General features: G+C 61.1%; 1 protein-coding gene. It reads left to right on the forward strand.

The genetic code is table 11. From position 1 onward, the window contains the following. Positions 1-401: hypothetical protein (locus tag GVL52_RS29835; RefSeq protein WP_200848057.1), on the forward strand; the 401-nt coding region annotated here is incomplete at both ends.

The raw sequence follows: 401 nt of genomic DNA on the forward strand, positions 1-401 counted from the left end.
GATCGACGAACGTCGCAAAGCCACCAATACCCTGGCAGCCATCGGCCATGAAGTGATTGCCGACGACACCGCTAGCCGTCTTGCCAGTCAGGCCCAACGTCTTCTGGATAACGTAGAGTCGGTATTGCTCGCCACCCCCGGGCCGCCTGCGACAGTGGATTCTCTTGTGGGACCAGTGCGCGTGACGGACCAACTGCGAGCCACCCTGCTCGCCATGGCTGCTATGGGGTTGCACGACGGCATCGATATTCCGTCTGGGGCGATTATTGAAAGCTGCCGTACCTTATCAGCCGTTCTCGATGAAACCCACGGTGGTCGCACGATCGAGCTTCGGGTACCACCTGCGTGCGCGGTTCAACTGGCGGCTATTGAGTCGGGCCCCAACCACCACCGGGGCACTC

The organism is Rhizobium sp. 18055 (genome assembly GCF_902706285.1).
In the GTDB taxonomy this organism is placed as follows: Bacteria; Pseudomonadota; Alphaproteobacteria; order Rhizobiales; family Rhizobiaceae; genus Rhizobium.